At 70.8% G+C, this 22457-nt stretch carries 19 protein-coding genes and 2 pseudogenes; 9 read left to right on the top strand and 12 right to left on the bottom strand.

Translation table 11 applies throughout. The features are described from left to right. Positions 1-67 precede the first annotated feature (67 nt). The 4 genes from JOE55_RS03715 to JOE55_RS03700 all read left to right on the top strand — a co-directional run bounded on the left by JOE55_RS03715 (position 68) and on the right by JOE55_RS03700 (position 2847). Positions 68-505 (top strand): hypothetical protein, encoded by a 438-nt coding sequence (locus JOE55_RS03715; protein ID WP_235044728.1) that lies wholly within the window; start codon positions 68-70, stop codon positions 503-505. A 5-nt stretch (positions 506-510) separates the two neighbouring features. Continuing rightward, positions 511-1710 (top strand): FAD-dependent monooxygenase, encoded by a 1200-nt coding sequence (locus JOE55_RS03710; protein ID WP_204782067.1) that lies wholly within the window; start codon positions 511-513, stop codon positions 1708-1710. Positions 1711-1855: 145 nt separating this feature from the next. Beyond that, positions 1856-2404, top strand: coding sequence for an ester cyclase (locus tag JOE55_RS03705; RefSeq protein WP_024290059.1), 549 nt, complete (start codon positions 1856-1858; stop codon positions 2402-2404). Further along, a complete protein-coding gene (locus tag JOE55_RS03700) occupies positions 2401-2847 on the top strand; it encodes an anthrone oxygenase family protein (protein ID WP_024290060.1) in 447 nt (148 codons plus the stop codon). The genes JOE55_RS03705 and JOE55_RS03700 overlap by 4 nt, the downstream gene beginning before the upstream one ends. Positions 2848-2957: 110 nt before the next feature. Here JOE55_RS03700 and JOE55_RS03695 read toward each other — a convergent pair whose 3' ends face one another. The 3 genes from JOE55_RS03695 to JOE55_RS03685 form a co-directional block, all read right to left on the bottom strand. Next, entirely contained in the window at positions 2958-4826 is a 1869-nt protein-coding gene (locus JOE55_RS03695) for a phospho-sugar mutase (RefSeq protein ID WP_204782066.1), read from the bottom strand. Then, positions 4823-5659 (bottom strand): purine-nucleoside phosphorylase, encoded by an 837-nt coding sequence (locus JOE55_RS03690; RefSeq protein ID WP_006214261.1) that lies wholly within the window; start codon positions 5657-5659, stop codon positions 4823-4825. The genes JOE55_RS03695 and JOE55_RS03690 overlap by 4 nt, the downstream gene beginning before the upstream one ends. A gap of 262 nt (positions 5660-5921) precedes the next feature. Further along, positions 5922-8990, bottom strand: coding sequence for an ATP-binding cassette domain-containing protein (locus JOE55_RS03685; protein WP_204782065.1), 3069 nt, complete (start codon positions 8988-8990; stop codon positions 5922-5924). Between the two features lie 172 nt (positions 8991-9162). Here JOE55_RS03685 and JOE55_RS03680 point away from each other — a divergent pair, with 172 nt between their 5' ends. Then, entirely contained in the window at positions 9163-10596 is a 1434-nt protein-coding gene (locus tag JOE55_RS03680) for an NAD(P)H-quinone dehydrogenase (protein ID WP_235044729.1), read from the top strand. A 70-nt stretch (positions 10597-10666) separates the two neighbouring features. Here the strand turns inward: JOE55_RS03680 and JOE55_RS03675 are convergent, their stop codons facing one another. The 4 genes from JOE55_RS03675 to cmtR form a co-directional block, all read right to left on the bottom strand. Next, positions 10667-12067: an MFS transporter gene (locus tag JOE55_RS03675; RefSeq protein ID WP_024290065.1), complete on the bottom strand. Its 1401-nt coding sequence runs from the start codon at positions 12065-12067 to the stop codon at positions 10667-10669. Between the two features lie 325 nt (positions 12068-12392). Continuing rightward, on the bottom strand, positions 12393-12629 hold the full coding sequence (locus JOE55_RS03670; protein WP_155930983.1) for a hypothetical protein: 237 nt from the start codon (positions 12627-12629) through the stop codon (positions 12393-12395). Positions 12630-12712: 83 nt separating this feature from the next. Further along, positions 12713-13306 (bottom strand): cadmium resistance transporter, encoded by a 594-nt coding sequence (locus JOE55_RS03665; protein WP_204782063.1) that lies wholly within the window; start codon positions 13304-13306, stop codon positions 12713-12715. Continuing rightward, a complete protein-coding gene (cmtR, locus tag JOE55_RS03660; RefSeq protein WP_006590980.1) occupies positions 13303-13662 on the bottom strand; it encodes a Cd(II)/Pb(II)-sensing metalloregulatory transcriptional regulator CmtR in 360 nt (119 codons plus the stop codon). The genes JOE55_RS03665 and cmtR overlap by 4 nt, the downstream gene beginning before the upstream one ends. A 193-nt stretch (positions 13663-13855) precedes the next feature. Here cmtR and JOE55_RS03655 point away from each other — a divergent pair. The 3 genes and pseudogenes from JOE55_RS03655 (at position 13856) to JOE55_RS03645 (ending at position 16434) form a co-directional block, all read left to right on the top strand. Then, positions 13856-14444, top strand: a pseudogene (locus tag JOE55_RS03655) (recombinase family protein). Next, positions 14329-15630: pseudogene (locus JOE55_RS03650) on the top strand (transposase); the annotation flags it as partial. The pseudogenes JOE55_RS03655 and JOE55_RS03650, both read left to right, overlap by 116 nt. Before the next feature lie 45 nt (positions 15631-15675). Beyond that, positions 15676-16434, top strand: coding sequence for an AAA family ATPase (locus JOE55_RS03645; RefSeq protein WP_197017399.1), 759 nt, complete (start codon positions 15676-15678; stop codon positions 16432-16434). A gap of 33 nt (positions 16435-16467) precedes the next feature. Here JOE55_RS03645 and JOE55_RS03640 read toward each other — a convergent pair whose 3' ends face one another. The 5 genes from JOE55_RS03640 to JOE55_RS03620 all read right to left on the bottom strand — a co-directional run bounded on the left by JOE55_RS03640 (position 16468) and on the right by JOE55_RS03620 (position 21563). Then, complete coding sequence (locus JOE55_RS03640; protein ID WP_053447721.1) at positions 16468-16656, bottom strand: hypothetical protein; 189 nt, start codon at positions 16654-16656, stop codon at positions 16468-16470. 119 nt (positions 16657-16775) lie between these two features. Continuing rightward, a complete protein-coding gene (locus tag JOE55_RS03635) occupies positions 16776-17087 on the bottom strand; it encodes a hypothetical protein (protein WP_204782062.1) in 312 nt (103 codons plus the stop codon). 178 nt (positions 17088-17265) lie between these two features. Then, positions 17266-19068 carry an acetyl/propionyl/methylcrotonyl-CoA carboxylase subunit alpha gene (locus JOE55_RS03630; protein ID WP_204782061.1) on the bottom strand — a complete coding sequence of 601 codons (1803 nt, stop codon included), beginning with the start codon at positions 19066-19068 and terminating at the stop codon, positions 17266-17268. Positions 19069-19449: 381 nt separating this feature from the next. After that, positions 19450-20217, bottom strand: coding sequence for a response regulator (locus tag JOE55_RS03625; protein ID WP_204782060.1), 768 nt, complete (start codon positions 20215-20217; stop codon positions 19450-19452). Next, on the bottom strand, positions 20214-21563 hold the full coding sequence (locus JOE55_RS03620) for a sensor histidine kinase (protein ID WP_204782059.1): 1350 nt from the start codon (positions 21561-21563) through the stop codon (positions 20214-20216). The genes JOE55_RS03625 and JOE55_RS03620 overlap by 4 nt, the downstream gene beginning before the upstream one ends. 146 nt (positions 21564-21709) lie before the next feature. Here JOE55_RS03620 and JOE55_RS03615 point away from each other — a divergent pair, with 146 nt between their 5' ends. Continuing rightward, positions 21710-22450 carry a GAP family protein gene (locus JOE55_RS03615; protein ID WP_204782058.1) on the top strand — a complete coding sequence of 247 codons (741 nt, stop codon included), beginning with the start codon at positions 21710-21712 and terminating at the stop codon, positions 22448-22450. Positions 22451-22457: the final 7 nt, after the last annotated feature.

Raw genomic sequence — 22457 nt, 5'->3', positions numbered from 1 at the left:
CTGTGCCTCCGCCTCGCACGTCGTCGCCGATACCGGCTCGACGAGCCGACCGACAGTCAACGACCCCATGAAGGAGACCACCATGAAGCCGCTGCGCCGAGGAGCCCGCGCCGCTGAAGGGCTGCTGCTGCTGGCCACGATCGGAATCGAGGCCGGGGGCAACTACGTCCTGGCCCTGACCCGGGGCGAGGCCGAGGGCACCGAGTTCCAGCGCACCTTCGCGCGCTCGGGCCACGGCCACGCCGGATCCCTGGCCACGCTGGGAGCCGTCACCGTCATCCTGGCCGAGCAGACCGAGCTGAAGGGCCCCGCGCTTCAGGTGGCGCGCTGGGCCGTGCCGGCCTCGGCCGTGCTCATGCCGGCCGGATTCTTCCTCTCCTCGAACGGTGAGAACCGCGAGGAGCCCAATGAGCTCTACGTCCTCGTCCAGGCGGGCGCCGTCACCCTGGCGGCCGGGCTCGTGACCCTGGGCGGAGCGCTCGTCGCATCAGCCGTCAAGAGGTGAGGACAGTGCTGGAACGTCGTCGACTGGCCATCATCGGAGCAGGCCCAGCGGGTCTGGCCACCGCGCGCACCCTGCAGGGCAGGGGCTGGGACGTGCACGTCTTCGACGCCCGCCCCACCCTGGAGTCCAGGGACGGCGGCTGCTATGTGCTGTGGTACGCCGGGGTCATGGCCCTGCAGCGCATGGGGCTCATGGACCGGGCGCGGGAGGTGAGCTCGCCGATCACCGGCTTCGAGATGTCCGGAGCCCGCGGCGAGCAGTTCACCACGATCGACACGGTGGCCGAGGGCCGGCAGTTCGACGACTCCGTGCCGATCGCGATCAAGCGCGCCGATCTGGTCAATGTGATCGCCGACAGCTCGCCCGAGATGACTTTCCATCGCGGCACGAACGTGCGCGAGGTCCTCGACGCCGCAGGCGGGCCGCGGGTCGTGCTGACCGAAGGCACCGAGGACCGCTTCGACGCCGTGGTGGGCGCCGACGGCATCAACTCCGCGGTGCGGGCGACCCTGCACCACGCGGATCCGCCGCGCCATCCCGGCTACGCCCACTTCTGGGGCATGGCCCAGGCCCCGGTGACCGGTGCGATGCCCGGGACGTTCCGCATCATGCACGGCTCGGCGGTGCGCTTCGCGCACTTCTGGCTCGACGACGAGACCATCGTGTGGTGGTGCGTTCGCCCCTCCGGGCCCTCCCCGGAGGGCGACAGCCTGGGCTCGCAGCTGTCCATGGCCACGCTGCTGGCCGAGTGGGATCCCGTGGCCGCCGAGCTGGTCTCGCGCACCGAGGTCATCACCCGCCGTGACACGATGGATCAGTCGCCGCTGCGGCGCTGGAGCAGCGCCCGCATCACCCTGGCCGGCGACGCCGCCCACGCCATGACCTTCGACCTCGGCCAGGGAGCGGGCACCGCGCTCAGCGACGGCGTGGTCCTGGGTTCCCTGCTGGCTCAGGACCGCGGCATCACCGAGGCGCTGCGCGCCTACGAGTCCGCCCGCCGGCCCACGGCCAACATGATCGCCCGGGCCTCGCGCGGAGTCGGCGCCTCGGCGCACCGCCCCGGTATCGGCTCGGCACTGAACGCGCAGTTCCTCAAGCGCTTCGGCCCGGCCGTCACGCCCCGGATCTTCGCCGCCGATGCCAAGGCCCAGCTCAAGGCGCTGGGCCCCGTCCAGCCGCTGAGCGCGGCGCACCAGGAGCACTGATGGGCCGCCACCGAGCAGCAGGACCGGCCGTCGGGGTCCGTCGTCGAGACGACGGACCCCGACGGGCCGCCCGACCCGACCTCGATGAGGCAGCCAAGCCCATCCACCCCACCGAGACCACCCCGACCCCGAGGAGCGCGAGACCATGACCGACGCCCAGCCCGCCCCGACCCCCGCCGAGCCGTCGCGGCCCGGACTCGACATCGAGCGCAACCGCATGCTGATGGTCGATTACCTCGAGAACGCCTGGAACCGCCAGGACTGGGACTATGCCAAGCGCGCCGTCCACCCCGATGTCGTCTTCCACGACCAGATCCGCGAGGGGCTGCCGCCCGGGCACGAGGGCATGTTCCAGGCCATGCACCGCGTGTTCGAGGCCGTCCCGGACTTCCACGTGGAGATCACCGAGATGATCTGCGAGCGCGACCTCGTCACGGTCGTCTTCCACGGCTCCGGCACCCACACCGGCACCTTCATGGGCTACCCGGCCACGGGCCGCCCGGTCGTGTTCGACTCGATCAGCATCGTGCGCTGGTCCGATGAGGGCCAGATCATCGAGGGCTGGCAGGAGGCCGATCAGATGGGCATGGCCCAGTCGATCGGCATGATGCCCTCGGGCTCCATGCCCAAGCCGATGGCCTACGCCATGTCCTTCGGCACGCGGTTGTCCGACCGCCTGAAGAAGCGCCGATGACGGCCTGGCTGGCCTTCCTCTGGCTGTTCGTCCCGGGCTTCACCGCCTGCGCCGAGTTCGGCTCCTACGCGTTCGTGCACCCGGTGCTGCGCCAGCTCGACCGGCAGAACCACGTGATCGCCGAGAAGGGGCTCGTGAAGACCTTCGGGCGGATCATGCCCGTGCTCATGACGGCCTCGCTCGTGCTGCTGATCTCCGGGGCCGTCGACCTGGGCGGAGCCACCCTGCCCGTGTTGGCGGCTGTGCTCTGGGGCATCGCGCTGGTCACCACGATCATCGTGAACGTGCCGATCAACTTCCGGACGCACTTCTGGCAGGACGACGAGTCCACGGCAGGAGCCTGGTCCGGCATGCGACGGCTCTGGGAGGTCTTCCAGGGCGTGCGCTCGTGGCTGTTCCTGATCAGCTTCGCGCTGGTCTGCGCGCATGTGGCCGTGAGCTGATCCGGCATTGCCCGACCCCAACCCGCGCCTGCGTGCCTCGATGCGGCTTCGCAGCTTGCAAGGGCATCCGGGCACGCAGGCGCGGGAGGGTGACGTGCTGGGTCGAGCCGTCAGGCGGTGAAGAGGGCCCGCAGCTGCTCCGTGAGCGCTTCCAGACGATCCTGTGCGCGGCGTCGGGCGGCGGGAAGCTCGTCTCGGTGCTCGAGCTGCATGACCGTCTCGAGATAGCACTTGAGCTTGGGCTCCGTGCCCGAGGGCCGCACGATGACTCGGGTTCCGTCCTCGCTCAGCAGGCGCATGCCCTCGGTGGGCAGCAGGTCCGAGTCCGGCTCCGGGTGCGCCAGGTCCTCGACGGAAGCCACAGCGGAGCCCGCGAGCTCGAGGGGCGGGTCCTCGCGCAGCCTCGTCATCATCCGCGGGATCAGCTCCAGATCGGACACTCGGATCGACAGCTGCGACGTGGCGTGCAGGCCGTGGCGCAGGGCAAGGTCGTCGAGCTCGTCGACCAGCGTGCGCCCCTGGGCGGCAGCCGCCCGGGCCAGCTCGGCGATCGCGACGGCGGCGGTGATCCCGTCCTTGTCGCGCACGATCTCCGGAGCGGTGCAGTAGCCCAGCGCTTCCTCGTAGCCGTAGACCAGCCCCGGCACGCGGGCGATCCACTTGAAGCCGGTCAGCGTCTCGCGGTGGGCCACCCCGGCGGCCTCGGCCATGCGCCCGAGCAGGCGCGAGGAGACGATCGAGTTCGCCAGGACCGGCTCGGACGGCTGTGCCTGCGCTGTCTCGGAGGGCGGCGCGGGGGCAGCCGGATCTGCGGCCTGCGCAGGGCCCGCGACAGAGGCGGAGCCGGCGGTCCCGGCCAGGCGACGCAGGGCGGTCACCCCGAGAAGGGCACCGACCTCGTCTCCGCTCAGTGCCCTCCAGCCTCCCTCGGCACGGGGGTCCTCCGTGTCGGGGACGGCTGCAGCGCAGCGATCGGCGTCGGGGTCGTTGGCCAGCACCAGATCGGCGTCGAGCCTGCGGGCCAGAGCCAGCGCCAGCGACAGCGCCCCGGGCTCCTCGGGGTTCGGGAACGGCGCGGTGGGGAACCCGGGATCTGGCTCGAACTGCTCCGCCACGGGATGGACGTCATCGAAGCCGGCACGCTCCAGCGCGGCGAGGGCGGTGGGGCCGCCGACGCCGTGCATGGCGGTGAGCACGATCCGCGGGGAGTTGCTGCGCTCAGCCTCCGGATCGGCGACGGCCTCGAGGTATTGCCGGTCGATGTCCTCGGACAGGATCTGCCAGCCGGATTCGGCCAGCTCCAGCTCGCGCAGATCGCCCACGGCCTCGATCCGCTCGGCGATCTGGGCGTCGTGCGGCGGGACGATCTGGCAGCCGCGGGCGGTCGGCTCGACGCAGCGCCCGCCCAGGTAGACCTTGTAGCCGTTGTCCGTGGCCGGATTGTGGGAGGCGGTGACCATGATCCCGGTCTCCGCGCCGCGATCGCGCACCGCCCAGGCGAGCAGGGGAGTGGGCAGCGGGCGCGGCATGAGCTCGACGCTCAGCCCGGCGGCGGTGAGCACCGCGGCGGTGTCGCGGGCGAAGTCCGCCGAGCGGTGGCGGGCGTCGAAGCCGATCACGGCCTTCGGCGCCGGCTCGGCTCCAGCCACGGCCAGCACGTGGGCGGCCACACCGGCCGCCGCGCGCTGGACGACGGCGCGGTTCATCCCCATGGGTCCGGCGCCGATCGCGGCCCGCAGACCGGCCGTGCCGAACTGCAGGGTCCCGCTGAAGCGCTCGGCGAGCGTGGCCACGGCCTCCCGCGCCTGATCCTCCGGGGCCGACGGGTCCTGGGCCTGCTCAAGCAGCCCGCGCAGCTCGTCGCGATCATGCTGGTCCGGATCCTGCTCGATCCACTCGCGCACGGCCAGCAGGAGCTTGGCGCCCTCGGTGGCGGCCTGGACCTCGGCGGTGCCGTCGGGATTGTGCTCGGCGCTCATCGGATCTCACCCGCGATGCGCGCGAGCAGCTCGGCGATGCGCGGTCCGGCGGCCTGTCCTGCCTCCACGACCTCCTGGTGCGACAGCGGCGTCTGCTGGATGCCGGCGGCCAGATTGGTGACCAGGGACAGCCCCAGGACCTCCAGGCCGGCGTGGCGGGCGGCAATGGCCTCCAGCGCGGTGGACATGCCCACCAGGTCCGCTCCGAGCACCCCGGCCATCCGCACTTCGGCGGGGGTCTCGTAGTGCGGGCCGGGGAACTGCGCGTAGACGCCCTCCGGCAGCGAGGGATCCACGGTGCGGGCCAGATCGCGCAGGCGCGAGGAGTACAGATCGGTCAGGTCCTGGAAGGTGGCGCCCTCCAGCGGAGAGCGCCCGGTGAGATTCAGGTGATCCGAGATCAGCACCGGGGTCCCGGGAGCCCAGTCCGGGTTGAGGCCTCCGCAGCCGTTGGTGAGCACCATGGTGGAGGCTCCGGCAGCGGCTGCGGTGCGCACGCCGTGGACGACGGCGCGCACGCCGCGGCCCTCGTAGTAGTGGGTGCGGGCCCCGATGACCAGCGCGTGGCGGCCGTCGGCAAGGCGGATCGAGCGCAGCGTCCCCACGTGGCCCTCCAGCGCGGGCTTGGAGAAGCCGGGGATCTCCGGGGCGGGGATCTCCGCGACAGTCTCGCCGAGCAGATCGGCGGCTCCGCCCCAGCCGGAGCCCAGGGTCAGCGCGATCTCGTGGGTCTCGACCCCGGTGCGCTCGCGCAGGGCCTGGGCGGCGCGCTGGGCGAGCTCGAACGGGTCGGTCTGGGCGAAGGGATCGGCGGATGCGGGCTGCTGCGTCACGGTGCGGGCCTCCAGAGGCGGGATCGGTGCTCGTCCTGGCGTCGACCGGCCTGCGGCGCACCGCGTCCCGGTGCGTGCGCGGACCGGGCTGTCGACGCCCTCGTCGTCACTCATCCTGCCAGCGGCCTCGGACGCCGCAAAGCAGATCCGTACCCGTCGCGACGACAGCTCGCAGCGACAGCGCGATGACCTCGCGGGGTCCTTCCGAGAAGCGCAGCGCCCGCCCCGCCGCGAGGCGGGACGGGCGCGACGGCCAGTCGTGTCAGCGCTTGCGCTGCTTGGTCCTGCGGATCAGGAAGACGGACAGCAGCAGGAAGGCGATCCCGAAGCCGGCGGTGATGCCCGTGGAGCCCCACCAGTTCAGCGTGCTGCGCTTCCACAGCGGGTCGAGCACGGCGCTGGAGTCATCGACCTCGGGGATCTGCGGAGCGGGCGGCTCGGGGGTCCCGGCATCGCGCGCCTTCTGGGCGGCCTCGTCGTGCTCCTCCTGCAGATCGGCGTTGGCCTCCTCCTGCGGCAGGGTCACCGCGGCCACGCGCACGATCTCGTTCAGATCGCCCGTCTGACCCATGGCCGCGTACGCCCATCGGGTGGGCACGGCGCGCGAGATGCCGTCCGTGGCACCGTCCATTGCGAAGAGCCCGCCGCAGAAGATCAGCTGCACGACCACCAGCAGCGAGGCCACGTTCATGGCCACATCCGAGCGCGAGACCATGGCCGAGACCAGGAAGCCCAGCAGCCACGAGGTCATGGTCAGCAGGAACGTCACGATCCACAGCTCGAGCCACATGGGCCCCCAGGCACCCATGGGCTCATTCGGGATCAGCGCGAGCACGGCCAGCACCAGGATCAGCGACTGCACCAGTGACGTGGAGATCGTGACGAGCGTCTTGGCGCCCACGTAGGGCCACACGCCCAGGCCCGTGCGGGCCTCGCGCAGGAAGATCCGCTTCTCGTCCAGGAACGTGCGACAGGCGGGGAACAGGCCCAGGGCGACCGCCGCCAGCAGGATGACGATCAGCAGGATCTGCGGCTGGTTGACCTCGGAGTCCGTGGACTCCGGCATGGTCAGGCCGTGATCGCCGGGCACCACCAGCACGAGGAGGGCCAGCAGCGCAGGCGCCAGCACCGTGGTGATCAGCACCGACATGGCGTCCGTGCGCATGAGCTGGATCTGGCGCCGCAGCAGCACCGAGAGCTGGAACAGGCCGCGTCGCGACGACGCATGCGGGGCGGCCGTGGGCGTCTGGGCGCGGACGCGCTCGCGGGGGGCGTCGTCGTCGTTCTCGTGCCGGAACGCGGCCGCAGCGCTTGCGGGGTCGTCCTTGAGGCCCTTGTAGACCTCGCGCACCTGCGGGCCGAGGCCCTGGGAGCGCTCGAAGTACGGCATCATCCCGGCGGGCTCGCCGAAGTAGGCCACCGAGCCGCCCGGGGCCAGGACCAGGACTCGGTCGGCCAGGTCCAGGTTCGCGGTCGAGTGGGTGATCACCACGACGGTCGAGCCGTCCGCGCCGCCGACCTCGCCGTGGGCCATGCGCCGCAGCAGGTCCATGACCTCGAAGTCCATGTCCGGGTCCAGTCCGGAGGTCGGCTCGTCCAGGAACAGGTAGCGCGGGCCCGTGAGCAGCTCCATGGCGGTCGAGACGCGCTTGCGCTGGCCGCCGGAGAGCTGCGAGACGGGGGTGCGCGCGTGCTCGGTGAGGCCCAGGGCATCGAGCACTGAGGCGATGCGCGCCTTGCGGGCCTTGCGATCGACGTCCTCGGGCAGGCGCAGCGCGGCTGTGGACTCGAGGACCTGCTGGGCGGTCAGCTCGCGGTGCAGCACGTCCTCCTGCGGGACCATGCCGATCTGCGAGGACAGCGCCGAGCCGAACTGGGCCATGTCCAGACCGTGGTATTCGATACGGCCCTGATCCGGGTTGACGTCGCCGAGCATGCAGTTCAGGAACGTGGACTTGCCGGCGCCCGACGGGCCGATCACGGCGATCAGCGACCGGTCCGGGATCTCCAGGGTGATGTCGTCGACCAGCGTCTTGCGCTGGCGCGGGTTCTTGCGGTCGGGGACCGTGTAGGTCAGGTCCTGCACCATGATCGAGGTGTTGCCCTCGGTGCGCACGACCTCCGCCAGGCCGACCTCGGTCTGGCGGAAGGGGACGCCGCCGATCACGGCCTGCGCGCCCGGCAGCAGCTCGACGGTCCCGGAGATCCGCTGGCCGTTGACCCACGTGCCGTTCGTGGAGCCGAGGTCGGTGAGCATCGAGCCGCGCTCGGTGCGCTTGACCTGGGCGTGGCGGCGCGAGACCAGCAGGCCGTCGATCAGCACGTCCGCCGACGGATCGCGTCCGACGGTCAGAGTCCCTCCGATCTCACGGGCCCGGAACGCCGGCGACAGGCGCATGCCGGAGCGCAGCTGGGCGTCCTCCTCCGGGGCGCGCAGGATCTCTGCGGCCTCGGGGCGGTTGACCCACGAGCGCTGCTCGATCTGCACGGCCGGATCCGCGCCCGAGGCGTCCTCGGCATCAGGGCCCTGCTCCCTCTGCGGGGCCAGCTCCCGGTTCATCGACACCGCGAAGACCGTGGGCTCGGCCGAGGCCGCGGGGATCTCGGCGGAGTGGATGTCATCCAGCGACGGGCCGGACTGATCCCGGGCCGGGCGCTTCTGCTCAGTGCTGCGCTCGCGGTTCCGTCGGTCCTGGGCGGCCTGTTCGACGGGCAGGGCGAACACGGTCGGCTCGACCGAGGCCAGCTGGATGTCCTCGGAGTGCAGATCGACGGGACGCGCCTGGGCCGGATCGGCCGCCGGCGGCTGGGGTGCGGGCGCCTGGTGCGACGGGGCACGGTTCGCGGGGCCCTGCTGGTCCTGAGCTCGCTGCGCAGAGCCGTGCTGCCCGGTGGCCTGCTGCATGGAGCCCTGCTGACCCGGAGCCTGAGCGGCGCTCGCGGACCGCGCGCCGGGGGCCGTCGTCGACGAGGGGCCCGCGGCACCCGCGCCCGACGGACCCGGCCCGGCCGCCGGTGCGCTCGGGCGCTGCGGCGTCATGGAGATCACGAAGCCGCGCCCGGTGTCCGGGGCCAGGGTGATCTGGGCGGGGGACTCGAGCAGAGCGGCCATGTGGGCGTGGAGGCGGAAGCCGTTGAACGCGGTGCCGGTCTCCGAGCCGCGGTCCTCGATCGTCCAGGAGGCCCCGGACCACCGCAGGATCAGGTGGATGTCCTGAACGCCTGGGTGATCGATGCGGACATCGGCGAACTGGGAGGAGCCCACGGTCCACGGGCGCCGGGGGTCGAGCTGTCGGTTCTGACCTGCGAGGTCCAGGGACAGGGGGTGCATGAGGCCTTCCAGGTCGCGTCATCGACGGGCGCGCCGCACCCGTCTTCACGACCGCGAATATATCGGCACGCGCGCAGGTGCGGGAACTGTGACACCGCTCGGGCCTGTCGCCGGCGGTGAGGGCGCTCACGCGCGAACCCGGCGTCGCCGTCGTCTTTGGCACAATGACCTCGTGATCTCATCCCAGGACTCTCAGCGCAAGCCCACCAGACGACTCGTGATCATCGGCGGAGGCCCGGGAGGCTACGAGGCCGCTCTCCATGCGCGGACCCTGGGTGCGGACGTCACGATCATCGAGGACAAGGGCATGGGCGGCTCCGCCGTGCTCACCGATGTGGTCCCCTCCAAGACCCTCATCGCCTCGGCGGACACCATGAACCGCTTCACCGAGGCGCAGGACCTGGGCGTCCACGTGGCCGGGGCGACCAGCGACGACGACAGCCTCAACGGGCTCGAGGTCGACCTGGAGGTCGTCAACACCCGGCTGCTGCGCCTGGCCGTGACCCAGTCCCGCGACATCCGCCGCGGGCTGGAGCGCGACGGCGTGCACATCGTCGAGGGCCGCGGCTCGATGCTCGATGACCGCACCGTGCACGTGGTCGCCGCCGACGGCATGGAGTACGACCTCGAGGCCGACGCCGTGCTGATCGCCGTGGGCGCCCACCCGCGCGAGCTCGGCTCCGCCCGCCCGGACGGGGAGCGGATCTTCAACTGGACGCAGCTCTACTCGATGACGGACCTGCCCGAGCACCTGGTCGTGGTCGGCTCGGGCGTGACCGGCGCCGAGTTCGCCTCCGCCTACAACGGGCTGGGCGCCAAGGTCACCCTGGTCTCCTCGCGCGATCAGGTGCTGCCCGGCGAGGACGCCGACGCCGCCGAGGTCCTCGAGAACGTCTTCGAGCGCCGCGGGCTCAACGTCATGTCCCGCTCGCGCGCCGCCTCTGTGGAGCGCGTCGACGACGGCGTGGTGGTCACCCTGAACGACGGCCGCAAGATCTCCGCCTCGCACTGCCTCATGGCCGTGGGCGGGGTCCCCAACACGGAGGGGCTCGGGCTGGAGAACACCGGCGTGCACGTCTCGGAGTCCGGGCACATCGAGGTCGACGGCGTCTCGCGGACCACCGTGCCGTCGATCTACGCCGCCGGCGACTGCACCGGCAAGCTGCCGCTGGCCTCCGTGGCGGCCATGCAGGGGCGGATCGCGGTCTCGCACTTCCTGGGCGATGCCGTGCGCCCGCTGCGGCTGTCCACCGTGGCCTCCAACATCTTCACCTCCCCGGAGATCGCCTCCGTGGGCATCACCGAGGGCGATGTCCGCTCCGGGCGCTACGCGGCAGACGTCCACAAGATCCCGCTGCCGAACAACCCGCGGGCCAAGATGATGGCCGTGGACGACGGCTTCGTGAAGGTCATCGCCCGCAAGGGCCCCGGCACGGTGCTCGGCGGCGTGGTCGTGGGTCCGCGCGCCTCGGAGCTGATCTTCGCGCTGTCCGTGGCCGTGTCCAAGGGGCTGACGGTCGATGACCTGGCGGAGACCTTCACCGTGTACCCGTCGCTGTCCGGCACGATCTCGGAGGCCGCCCGTCGCCTGCACCAGCGCCTGTGAGCCCTTCGGCGAGCACGACGGGGGCCCTGGAGCTGACAGCTCCAGGGCCCCCGTCGTGCCGGCGGCGGATTCAGCGGGTCCCGACGGAGCGCATGTCCACGTCCTTGGTCTCCGGGGAGCACCACAGGGCGATGAACGTGATGACCGCGGCGAGCGAGAGGTACATGCCCACCGCCGAGACGCCGAAGCGGGAGGTCAGCCACACCGCCACGAACGGGGTCAGCGCAGCGCCCAGGATCGAGGCCACGTTGTAGGCGATGCCCGAGCCCGTGTAGCGCACGTTCGTGGGGAACAGCTCCGGCAGCACCGCCGACATGGAGCCGAAGGTGAGACCCATCAGCGCCATGCCCAGCGCCAGGAAGCACAGCAGGCGGATGATGTTGATCTCCGTGCCGGTGCCGAGGTTCTCCGGGGCGATGAACCAGCCGAAGATCAGCCCGAAGCCCACGATGGCGGCCGTGATCACCAGCAGCGAGGAGCGGCGCCCGAAGCGGTCCGCCAGCCAGCCGGAGACCGGGACCATGCCGGCGAAGAGCAGGACCGCGATCAGCTGGATCACCAGGAACGAGCGGTAGGGGATGCCGAGCATGCCGGCGTCGGGGGAGCCGATGCCGTAGGAGAGGATCCACGCGGTCATCAGGTAGAAGAGCACGTAGGTGGCCAGCATGATGAAGGTGCCCTGGATCATCTGCAGCCAGGAGGTGCGGAAGACCTCGCCCAGCGGGGACTTCACATCCTGCTTGGCGTCCAGCGCCTGCTGGAAGACCGGGGTCTCCGCGATCGCGAAGCGCACGTACAGGCCGATGGCCACCATGACGATCGAGGCCAGGAACGGGATGCGCCAGCCCCAGGCCAGGAAGCCGTGGTCCAGGCCGTCGACCGCGCCGGAGGTGAAGCCCATGGCCATGGTCAGCAGCAGCATGAAGCCGTTGGCCAGGATGAATCCGAACGGCGCACCGAGCTGGGGCCACATGGCCGCGCGGCCGCGCTTGCCCTCCTCGGCGTACTCCGTGGCCAGCAGGGCAGCGCCCGACCACTCGCCGCCCAGGCCCAGGCCCTGGCAGAAGCGCAGGATCGTCAGCAGCAGCGGCGCCCAGATGCCGATCGCGTAGAACGTGGGCAGCAGGCCGATCAGGAACGTGGCGATGCCCATGGTCAGCAGCGCGCCGATCAGCGTGGCCTTGCGCCCCACGCGGTCGCCGAAGTGGCCGAAGAGCACCGAGCCGATGGGTCGCGCCACGAACGCGGCGCCGAAGGTCGCCATGGAGGCCAGCAGCTTGGCGGTGTCGTTCTCGCCCGTGAAGAACAGGACGGGGAAGACCGCCACGGCGGCGGTGGCGTAGATGTAGAAGTCGTAGAACTCGATGGTCGTGCCGATCAGCGAGGCCAGGACGACCTTGCTGCGGTTGACCGGGGGCGTGCTGTCGACGGCTGCGGCGGAAGGCGCGGCAGGCTCGGCGGAGGAGGACATGGCGGTGCTTTCCACGAGGTGATGGGAACGCCCGACAGGCTACTGAGCCGTGACCGTATCGTGATATTCGGTCTCACTATGTGGTCGTCTGCTGACCGCCACGCCCCCGCACGCCTGCACGCGGGCCGAGCCAACGCTTCTCCGCACCGCGCGCGCCGAAATCCCGTTTCCGTGCAGCAGTCTGGTCCAGATCCCGCTTCCGTGCGCGGATTCGGCGATCTGCCGCATTTGCGCGGGATCTCGGCGGCGCGGATGCACGGAAACGGGATCTCGACCCCCGATGCAGGCGCAGGGCACAGGCTCGCGGGCTTGCGAGGAGGGCTGATCAGGCGAGGTGCGTGCGCAGCCAGTACAGCAAGGCGGCCGTGCGCTGCGGATCCTTGAGGTCGGCGGCGACCACCGTGCGGACGTCCCAGCCGGCATCGGCTAGGAGGTGCAGCCGGTGCTGCTCATCGCCGTAGGTCTTCCGGTCCTCGTCATGGACGCGGGCGTTGTTGTGGCTTCGTTCGCTTGGTGGCGGGGTTTTTGCAGCGCTCCGTGGCGGTCTTGTTGCCGCGATCACGCAGGACTGGCTGCAGGTAGGTGTCGCGGTCTGAACCGAGAGGGGTGCGCCCGGTCGGGGCCGTTCGGATCGCTGCCGCTACGTCAGAGTCCGAAGGCTCCGCCGCTGACGAGGATCACGATGCCGAGGCCGATGAGAACGATGGGGAAGAGGATGTGCTCCCAGCGTTCGAGCACTTCGGCGATCGGGGGGCGGGTGGCGACGAACTTTGCCAGGGCCACCAGGACCGCGACGAGCGCGAGGAAGACGATGCAGTAGGCGACTACTGCGAGAGGTTCCACGCTGAGGAAGACAGGGGTGTAGACGCCGATGTTGTCGCCGCCGTTGGCAAGGGTGACGCCTGCGACTGTCCACACGCCGACCTTCTTGCCGGCAACCTTGGCCTCGTCGTCATCGTCTCTGCGCCAGGTCTGCCATGCGGCCCAGAGGCCGAGGCCCAGAGGGATGAGACCGAAGTACGGGATGGCTGCCGAGGGCAGGAATGCTCCGGCACCGATGGTCACCAGGACCGCGGCACCGAGGATGCCGGCGAATCCGAGGTACTGGCCGGCCAGAATGCGGGCGGTAGTGCCGCGCTGGCCTGCCCCTCGCGCGAAGAAGAGGGAGAGCACGATGATGTCGTCGATGTTGGTCGCTGCGAACAGGCCCATCGCCTGCAAGACCGAGGTGAGGATCATGCGCCCTCCCCAGCTGCGTCGCATCCGGGAAGCGAGCAGGCGGGATCGATGCACGGGGCGTCTTCGTCCACTGCCAGGGTGGCATCGACCAGTGCCGTCAGCGCCTGCGCCAGGTGCGAATCGGCGATCTCATATCGTGTCCGACGACCCTCGGGCTCGGAGACGACGATCCCGCAATCGCGCAGGCATGCCAGGTGGTTGGACACGTTCGGGCGTGTCAGGTCCAGATCTCGGGCCAGTTCCGCCGGGTAAGCGGGATGGTCGAGCAGGGTCAAGATGATCCGGGATCGAGTGGGGTCGGCCAGTGCACGACCCAGGCGGTTCATCACGTCGAGACGCGAAGCAATAGTCAGCATGGACTGAACTATACAGCGCGCACTGAACACTCGGTCACAGGCGTCAGCCCAGATCGCATGCCCGTAAGGGGAACCCTCACCGGACACCACCGCTACTTATCGAGAGGAAAGACGGCACGCCTGGCGGGCTGTCCCGTAAGACCCGTCCGGTGAACTGTCCGGTGAAGGGAGGCTATATGACACACTGGGGAGCATGTCCCCCTTGAAGGTCGGCTATGCCCGAGTCTCCACCGACGAGCAGGACTTGACCGCGCAGCGTAACGGACTCGCGGAGTTCGGCGTCGATCCCAAGCGCATCTACGGCGATCACGGGCCGCAACGCCGACCGTGAGGGCCTGCGGCAGGCGCTGGCTGCCTGTCGGGACGGCGATACGTTCGTGGTCACCAAGCTCGATCGGCTGGCGCGTTCAGTCCGTGATGCCCACCAGATCGCCGACGACCTCGCGGCGCGGGAAGTGAAGCTGAGCATCGCCGGATCGGTGTACGACCCGACCGACCCGATGGGGAAACTGTTGTTCAACGTGCTGGCGATGGTCGCCGAGTTCGAAGCCGACCTCATCCGTGCCCGCACCCGCGAGGGGATGAAGGTCGCCAAGGCCAAGGGCCGGCTGCGCGGGAAGTCACCGAAACTCACCACCCGGCAAGAAGCTCACCTCGTCCAGCTACATGCTGCCGACGAGCACACCGTGGGCGAGCTGGCCGAGCTGTTCAGCGTGGGCCGCTCCACGGTCTACCGCGCCCTTCAGCGCGCCGAGCGCGGGCGCGAGAACGCCTTGCAGTAGGTGCGTCGTGGACGCTCGAGCGCGGTGGCGAATCCTCAGGCTCCACGTCGAGGACCAGGTGCCCCTCGCGCGCTTAGCTCGCGAGACCGATGTAGGGCTGCGGACCCTGGAGCGCTGGCACGCCCGCTACCGCGCCGACGGCTACGCCGGACTGGAGACGGCCTCACGGGCGGACGCCGGCTCCCGCCGCCTTCCGCCCGACCTCGTCGACCTGATCGAGGGCCTGGCACTGGGCAAGCCGCGGCCGGCCATCGCCACGATCCATCGCAAAGTCACGGGCATCTGCGCCGCCCGGAGGTGGCCGGTCCCCTCCTACTCGGTGGTGTGGGACATCGTGCGGACCCTGGATCCCGGCATGGTCACCCTCGCCCTGGAGGGCGCAGCGTCCTACCGCGACAAGCACGAGCTGGTGCTACGCCGGCAAGCAGAGCTGCCCAACGCGATGTGGCAATCCGATCACACCATGCTCGACATCCTGGTGGTGGGCACCGACGGCAAGCCCGCACGGCCATGGCTGACAACGATCATCGACGACTGCTCCCGGGCGGTCTGCGGCTACACAGTCTTCCTGGGCGCACCGTCGGCGATGAACACCGCCCTGGCGCTGCGCCAAGCGATCTGGCACAAGACCGACCCGGCCTGGCCGATGTGCGGCCTGCCCGACGTGCTCTACGTCGACCACGGCAGCGACTTCACCAGTGACCAGCTCGCCCACACCGCCGTCGACCTCCACATCCGACTGATCCACTCCACCGTCGCCCGACCCCAGGGACGGGGCAAGATCGAGCGGTTCTCCGGCACCATCAACACCGAGCTACTCGCCACCCTGCCCGGACACATCACCGAAGGGCACCCCTGGCCGACACCGAAACTGTCCCTGGCCGCCCTCGATAGCGCCCTGGAGGCGTTCGTGGCCACCTACAACGACCGCACGCACAGCGAGCTCGGAACCTCCCCGCGCAGCGCGTGGATCGCCGATGGCTGGCTGCCCCGAATGCCCGAGAGCCTGGAAGACCTCGACAGACTGCTGTTGACCGTCGCCAAGACCCGCGTCGTGCGCCGCGATGGCATCCGCTTCCAGGGCCTGCGCTACGTCTCGCCAACTCTGGCCGGCTACGTCGGACGCTCGGTCGTGATCCGCTACGACCCCCGCGACATCACCGAGATCCGCGTCTTCGATCACGACGAATTCGTCTGCAAGGCCGTCAACCAAGAGCACCACGACCAGGCCGTGCGCCGCGGGCACACCATCGGTTTGTGCTTCGGATCAGCCGGCGTAGGAAAGACACTCTCCGCGCGCCGCTACGCACACTACGAGAAGGCTCATGACCTGCTGACCTACTGGGGGCCGCGCTCCGACAACGACGCCAAGATCTACGCCGCCTTGAACCGGAGCCGCACCGTGCTCTACACCCCCAGCGTGCTGACCACCCCGCGGACCCTGAAGGACGAGCTGACCCAAGCCATCACCCGCACCAACATGTGCATCGAGCAGCACCTCGTACCTCCCGGCACGCCCACTGCCGAGGCCTGGGGATGGCGACACGGCAGGAACTACGTGGAGCTGATCATCGTCGACGAGGCCGAACGACTGCGTCCCGCCGCTCTGGAACTGCTGCGCGATCGCTATGACCGCGACGACATCGCCCTGATCCTGATCGGCATGCCCGGCCTGGAGAAGCAGTTCAGCCACTACCCCCAGTTCTACAGCCGAGTCGGCTTCGCCCACCAGTACCGGCCCCTGGGACAAGACGAACTGCTGTTCGTCCTCGAGCGACACTGGCGATCCCTCGGCAAGACCCTCGACCCCGACGACTTCACCGACGCCCAAGCCATCGCAGCCATCGCACGGATCACCCGCGGCAACTTCCGGCTCCTCGAACGCCTCTTCCCCCAGATCCAGCGGGTCCTGAAGATCAACGAACTCGACACCATCACCAACGACGTCATCGAAGCCGCACAGAGCAACCTGGTCATCGGTGTCACCTGACCCCGCCACGAAGCGACCGAAGAACCCCGCCATTCAGCAGACGAAGTCACAGGCGTTGTACTCGAGCGCCGTGCGCTGCTCGCGCCAGGCCAGGTCCAGCACGAACCGCGGCCCATCCCGCACGATGACCGGCAGGTTCATGGATGGCTCAGCGAATCCAGTGCGCACGACGAGCAGCCTCAGCAGCACCGAACGCAGCCCGAGGCTCTTGTGGAGGAGCATCGCCCCGCTGTGCTCGTGCTGCCGTTGCTCCACGCAGGACAGCTGCGGCCGGGATTCCAGCGCTCGGAAACGGGACTCCTCGCCCAGTGATCCGTGCGTCCAGGGCGCGGGTGAGGGGCTCAGTGGCCGCCCCACAGCTGCGCAGCACTCAGGTGGGAGACGAGAAGGCTGTCCGCGTAGTGCAGCTGCCGCAGCGCGGCTCGCTCCCAGACCCTCAGGATGGGCTGTGGTTCACCTTCGCCCACGGAGACGAGCTGGTCCGCGGCCGTCGTCGTCCGTGAACGCGCAGCGGGTGGCAGCCTGGCCCAGAGGCTGCGGGTGACTCGTTCGAAGCTCGGGTCGCCGGCGAGGCTGCGGGGGCTGCGGCTCCAGGCGGCGGCGGTGCGCAGCACGGGGCGAGAGAAGCGAGCGCGGGCGCGATGATCATGCATGCGCGGCAGGCTAGGGGCGGAACCGGGGCCGGGGCGCCCATCCACAGGGACGACTCAGCGCTGCACCTGCTCGGTCCTGATGCCGTCGACTCGGTCCCGAATCGGGGCCAGGGGCCGGATCGGCGCAGGGAAGCGTCGATCCGGCCCCTTCACGAGGCGGCCCAGGCGGGCCGGCGGCTCAGCGGATGGTGGCCAGGGTCGTGCCGGCGGAGACGGTGTCGCCGGGGGAGACGTCGAGCCCGGAGACCGTGCCGTCCTTGTGCGCCTTGAGCGGCTGCTCCATCTTCATGGCCTCGATGACCACGACCGTGTCGCCCTCGGACACCTTGGCGCCGTTCTTCACCGCGAGCTTGACCACGGTGCCCTGCATGGGCGAGGTCAGGTCGTCGCCGGAGGCCTTGGCGGCACCGCGGCCGCGCTCGCGCCGGTTCTTGGCCGCCGGTGCTGCGGCGGGCTTGCCGGAGCCCAGCACGGTGGCCGGCAGGACGACCTCCAGGCGCTTGCCGGAGACCTCCACGACGACCGTCTGGCGCTCCTCGGCCTCGCTGCCCGAGCCCGGGGCACCGGCGAACGGCTCGAGATCGTTGACGAACTCGGTCTCGATCCAGCGGGTGTGCACGGCGAACGGCTGCCCGTCGGCCGGGGCGAACGCCGGGTCCGAGACGATCGCGCGGTCGAACGGCACGACGGTGGCCATGCCCTCGATCTCCAGCTCGGCCAGCGCGCGGCGGGACCGGGCCAGCGCCTGGTCGCGGTCGGCGCCGGTGACGATGAGCTTGGCGATCATGGAGTCGAAGCTGCCGGAGACCGTCTCGCCCTCGACCACGCCGGAGTCCACGCGCACGCCGGGCCCGGACGGGAAGCGCAGCGTGGACAGCGTGCCCGGAGCCGGCATGAAGCCGCGTCCCGGGTCCTCGCCGTTGAGGCGGAACTCGATGGAGTGGCCGCGCACGACGGGGTCGTCGTAGCCCAGGGCCTCGCCGCGGGCGATCCGGAACTGCTCGCGGACCAGGTCGATCCCGGTGACCTCCTCGGAGACCGGGTGCTCGACCTGCAGGCGGGTGTTGACCTCCAGGAAGGAGATGACGCCGTCCTGGCCGACCAGGAACTCGCAGGTGCCCGCGCCCTGGTAGCCGGCCTCGCGCAGGATCGCCTTGGACGAGGAGTAGAGACGCTCGTTCTGCTCCTCCGTGAGGAAGGGCGCCGGCGCCTCCTCCACGAGCTTCTGGTTGCGCCGCTGCAGCGAGCAGTCGCGGGTGGAGACCACGACCACGTTGCCGTGGGTATCGGCCAGGCACTGGGTCTCGACGTGGCGCGGGGCGTCCAGGAAGCGCTCGACGAAGCACTCGCCGCGACCGAACGCGGCGACGGCCTCGCGCACCGCGGACTCGTAGAGCTCCGGGATCTCCTCGCGGGTGCGGGCGACCTTGATGCCGCGGCCGCCGCCGCCGAAGGCCGCCTTGATCGCCACGGGCAGCCCGTGCTCGTCGGCGAAGGCCACGACCTCCTCGGCGCTGTCGACCGGGTCGGTCGTGCCGGGCACGCGCGGGGCGTCGACGGCCTCGGCGATGCGGCGGGCGGCGACCTTGTCGCCCAGGGACGAGATCGCGTGCGGGGGCGGACCGATCCAGGTCAGCCCGGCATTGATCACGGCCGCGGCGAAGTCCGCGTTCTCGGACAGGAAGCCGTAGCCGGGGTGGACGGCATCGGCGCCGGAGCGCGCGGCGGCGTCGAGGATCTTGTCGATCACCAGGTAGGAGTCCGCGGCGGTGGTGCCGCCCAGGCCATAGGCCTCATCGGCCATGCGCACGTGCAGGGCGTCGCGATCGGGATCGGCGTACACGGCGACCGAGGTCAGCCCCTCGTCCTGGGCGGCACGGATCACGCGCACGGCGATCTCGCCGCGATTGGCGATCAGCACCTTGGTGACGGGTCTGCGCGCGGCGGAGGTGCCGGTCTCGGGGGCCTTCTGTGCGGTCACTGTGGTTGCTCTCCTGTAAAAGACGCGGCTCGCGCGCAGGTACGGCGTTCCCCTGGGCAGGGGGCGGATCAGACGCTCATTCGATCACATCTGCCCGCGGATCGAGATGTAGGGGATCGACAAAGCTGGCGGTGCCGAGGCTGGCTCCTTCAGCCCGTGCGGCATGCGCACATGAGATGGCCTCGAGTGTAGCCAGGGGCGGCTTCCGAGGCAGGACGTCTCCTGTGCGTGCGGGCTCTGACGTGGGCGGTCCGGTGGGAGTGCGGCACGCCGACGACGGGCCGACGGCACCGAGATCGCGCTCTGCACGGCTCGGGCGGGTCATCAGACTGCGTCAGCGGGGCTGTGCCGTTCGCACAACAAGGGACGGTCGCGGGGGCGTCATCCTTCGCCGTGACGGCCCCACCACAGCGCGGCCTGCACCCGCGAGGCGGCCCCCAGCTTGGCGAGCACGTGCGAGACGTGGGTCTTGACGGTCGACTCCGCCACGACGAGCCGCGCGGCGATCTGCTGATTGCTCAGCCCCTGGGCCAGCAGACGCAGGACCTCCCGCTCGCGTCCGGTCAGCGGTTCGGTGAAGCCCGATGCGCCCGACGCCGGCGCGGCAGCCCGCTGCTCAGACGCTGCCGTCCGAACCGACGACGCCTGCGCCGAGATCGGTGCGCTCGTGGCCTGCGTGTGCCCGGGAGGCCCCGCAGGCTGCGGATCTTCCGCCTGCCCTGATCCGTCCGGCTGGGCGATGGCCCTGTCGATCACGGTGCGCATCACCTCCGGCGACAGCGCCGCATCGCCTGCCGCCACGCGCTGCACTGCGGCGACGATCTCGGACGGCTCGGCCGTCTTGACCAGGAAGCCGGCGGCCCCTGCACGCAGGGCGGCCAGCACGTAGTCGTCCAGGGCGAACGACGTCAGCATGACGATCGCAGCGCCCGTGCCGCGCAGGGCCTCGATCACGGTGAGCCCGCTCGCCCCGGGCATGCGGACGTCGAGCAGCACGACATCCGGGCGGGCGCGCGCAGCGAGCTCGAGCGCATCCTGCGCCGTGCTCGCCTCGCCCACCACGCGGATCGGCGGCTGCGCGGTCTCCAGGATCAGGCGGACACCGGCGCGGATGGCGGCGTGGTCATCGGCCAGGACGACGGTGGTCACCGGGCGGGCTCCTCTGCACGTCGGTGAGGCTCCGTCGGTCCGGCCGCCATCTCCGACGATCCCGATGCGAGCGTGTGCGCGTCCCAGCACGCGCGCACGTGCCAGGTCCGCTCGTCGACCGGACCGGCTTCCAGCTTCCCGTCGGTCTCCCGAGCGCGTCGGAGCATCGAGGGCAGGCCGATCCCGGAGCCGTCGTCGGCCACGGCATGGTCGGCCAGGGGCGAGCGGATCTCCAGCACGACGCGGCCGTCGTCGTCCGTCAGCAGGAGCGACGCAGGGCCCGGTCCGGCGTGCTTGAGCACGTTCGTGACCGCCTCCTGGCCGATGCGCAGCGCCTGCCCGCTGAGCCCGGCGGCGTCGAGTCGTGCCGCTGCTGCGGGATGGACGACGATCGTGGCCTCCGGTCGCAGGGCGCGCAGCCGAGCGCTGAGCCCATCCCAGGAAGCGCTGTCGTCATCGGCGGGCTCATCCGTGCGCAGGACGTCGATGAGCCGCCGCATGTCGGCCATGGCCTCCACTGCGCTGGTGCGCACGACCTCGAGGGAGCGCTCCAGCGCCGCGGGGTCCTGGCGCAGGGCCGAGCTCGATCGCAGCGCGCCGGTCTGCAGGGCGACGGCCGATAGGTGCCCGGTCACCCCGTCGTGCAGCTCCTGGGCCAGGTGCGTGCGCTGCTCCTGGAGGCGCAGCGCGGCGCGCGCTTGCTCGAGCTCCAGCTGACGAGCGGCCGTCTCCCGCTCCGCCTCCGCCGCCCGCTCGGCCTGGGCTCGGGCCTCCTGATGACCGCGGACCTCTCCGGCCCACAGCAGCGGCAGGATCAGCACGACGCCGGCCATCACGGCCAGCTGCGTCCACAGCTCACGGTGCTCGGGCAGGGCCAGTGCGGCCAGAAGAGCTGCGGCCGTCGCGCCCAGGCACAGGATGCTCGTGAGTCGATGGAGGCGACGTGAGCCGTAGCGGACAGAGGTGAAGATCGCTTCGAAGAGCAGCAGGGCGGAGACAGGGCCGGCGTCGAGGCCGACCGACGCGGCTGCAGCCGGGGCGGTGACCAGCAGGACGACCCATGCTCTGGTCGTGCGCAGGACCAGAGCGGCGGCCGCCGTGAGCTGGAGTGCGAGCCCCGTCCAGCCGGGCACGGGCATGCCGAGCACGCGGGTGGCGGGTTCGAAAGGCAGCAGAAGCTGCGCCAGGACGGCGAGCAGTGCATACGCGCAGGCGACCGCGACGTCGCGTCGACGCACAGCCAGGCCCGCAGGCCGGGACGTGCTCTTTGCGGCTGTCTGATGCTCGGGCGGCGGCTCAGCTCCTGGCTCGAGCCACTCCGCGGTGCGGGGCTCGGCGGTGGTCATGGCGCTCACGCTATACGAGCGCCGCGCGCCGCAGGGATGTCGTGGTGAGATCTCCCCCGAAAGTCCAGGCGCCCCGCGTGGAAGATGCCCCCGATGGCCGATGCCCGCACACGGCCGTGCTCGCGAGGCTGGTTGTCATGGATGCGATGCGAGAGCTCCCGACGATCAGCAGCGGCGACCAGATGGTGCTCACCGGGCTGGCCCTGCTGGATGCCACCAGCATGGGGACCCTGGCCCTGCCAGCGGTCCTGCTGCTGATGAGCGGCAGATCGCGAGGCGTCAGCGCGCGGGGGATCGCGCTGCGAGTGCTGGCCTATCTGGCGGTCATCGCCGTCTTCTACTGGATGCTGGGACTCGTCCTGCTGGCGGGGCTCCAGGCGGCGCTGGCTCCGCTCGGACAGCTGCTCGAGCAGCGCCCCGGGGCGGTGGTCCTGGTGGTGCTCGGCGCAGGACTGGCGTGGCTGAGCTGGTGGCTGGATCCGGAGCAGGTGCGCAAGCGCGGGGGCGACCCCCAGGCCTCCATGAGGCGGTGGATCGACCGGGCCGATCGCGTGGCCGGAAGCTGGCGCGGAGTGGGCCTGCTGGCCATGGCGGCCGGGCTGGTCGAGGCCGCCACCATGATCCCGTATCTCGCGGCGATGGCTGGGATCGGGCGCTACGACCTGGGGCCGGTGGCCTCGGGGATCGTGCTGGGGCTGTACTGCGCGGTCATGGTGCTGCCGGCGGCACTGCTCGCGCTGGGACGACTGGCCCTGGGGGAGCGGGTGAGCCGTGGGCTGTCGTCGGTGCGGGAGCTGGCGGTGCGCACCGCACCGGATGCCGCGGCCTGGGGGCTGGGGATCGTCGGCGTGATCCTGCTGGTGCGCGGTGTGGGGCAGCTGTGGTGAGCCGGGC

Source organism: Kocuria palustris (assembly GCF_016907795.1).
Lineage (GTDB): Bacteria > Actinomycetota > Actinomycetes > Actinomycetales > Micrococcaceae > Kocuria > Kocuria palustris.
The sequence above is the reverse complement of the archived record's forward strand: the minus strand, read 5'-3'. Positions and strand labels throughout refer to the sequence as shown.